A 1,578-nucleotide genomic window follows, 5' to 3' on the forward strand; every position below is an offset into this window, starting at 1 on the left:
CGTGCCGTTCCGGCAGGACACGTCGTACCTGGCGATCGGGGAGCGGACGAACGCCAACGGTTCGAAGAAGTTCCGTGAGGCGATGCTGGAGGGCCGCTGGGACGACTGTGTGGAGATGGCCCGGGAGCAGATCCGTGAGGGCGCGCACATGCTGGATCTGTGCGTGGACTACGTGGGCCGTGACGGTGTGGCGGACATGGCGGAGCTGGCGGGCCGGTTCGCGACGGCCTCGACGCTGCCGGTCGTGCTGGACTCCACCGAGGTGGAGGTGATCGAGGCGGGTCTGGAGAAGCTGGGCGGCCGTGCGGTCATCAACTCGGTGAACTACGAGGACGGTGACGGACCGGATTCCCGGTTCGCGAGGGTGACGGCGCTGGCCCGGGAGCACGGTGCCGCGCTGATCGCGCTGACGATCGACGAGGAGGGGCAGGCCCGTACGCCGCAGAAGAAGGTGGAGATCGCCGAGCGGCTGATCGCGGATCTCACGGGGAACTGGGGCATCCGTGAGGAGGACATCCTCGTGGACTGTCTGACGTTCACCATCTGCACGGGGCAGGAGGAGTCCCGCAAGGACGGTGTCGCCACGATCGAGGCGATCCGGGAGCTGAAGAGGCGTCATCCGGCGGTGCAGACCACGCTGGGTCTGTCGAACATCTCCTTCGGTCTGAACCCTGCTGCCCGTATCCTGCTGAACTCGGTCTTCCTGGACGAGTGTGTGAAGGCCGGTCTGGACTCGGCGATCGTGCACGCCTCCAAGATCCTGCCGATCGCCCGTTTCGACGAGGAGCAGGTGCGGACCGCTCTGGATCTGGTCTACGACCGCCGGGGTGAGGGGTATGACCCGCTGCAGAAGCTGATGCAGCTGTTCGAGGGGGCCACGGCGACGTCGTTGAAGGCGGGCCGGGCGCAGGAGCTGGCGGCGCTGCCGCTGGAGGAGCGTCTGAAGCGGCGGATCATCGACGGTGAGCGCAACGGCCTGGAGGCCGATCTGGACGAGGCGCTGTCGGGGCGTCCCGCTCTGGAGATCGTCAATGACGTTCTTCTGGACGGTATGAAGGTCGTCGGTGAGCTGTTCGGTTCCGGGCAGATGCAGCTGCCGTTCGTCCTGCAGTCCGCCGAGGTGATGAAGGCCGCGGTCGCCTACCTCGAGCCGCACATGGAGAAGTCGGACGCCGAGGGCAAGGGCACCATCGTGCTGGCCACCGTGCGCGGTGACGTGCACGACATCGGCAAGAACCTCGTCGACATCATCCTGTCCAACAACGGCTACAACGTCGTCAACCTGGGTATCAAGCAGCCCGTCTCCGCGATCCTGGAGGCCGCCGAGGAGCACGGCGCGGACGTCATCGGCATGTCCGGCCTCCTGGTGAAGTCCACGGTGATCATGAAGGAGAACCTGGAGGAGCTGAACCAGCGCGGCCTGGCCGAGAAGTACCCAGTGATCCTCGGCGGCGCCGCCCTCACCCGCGCCTACGTCGAGCAGGACCTGCACGAGATCTACCAGGGCGAGGTCCGCTACGCCCGTGACGCCTTCGAGGGCCTGCACCTGATGGACGCCCTGATCGGCGTCAAGCGCGG

At 66.6% G+C, this 1,578-nt stretch carries 1 protein-coding gene; it reads left to right on the forward strand.

Annotation, left to right across the window (positions count from 1 at the left end):
- A partial coding sequence (locus K7G59_RS34300; RefSeq protein ID WP_225840636.1) for a dihydropteroate synthase occupies positions 1-1,578 on the forward strand: 1,578 nt, incomplete at both ends.

This window comes from Streptomyces sp. NK08204, assembly GCF_020400585.1.
GTDB lineage: Bacteria > Actinomycetota > Actinomycetes > Streptomycetales > Streptomycetaceae > Streptomyces.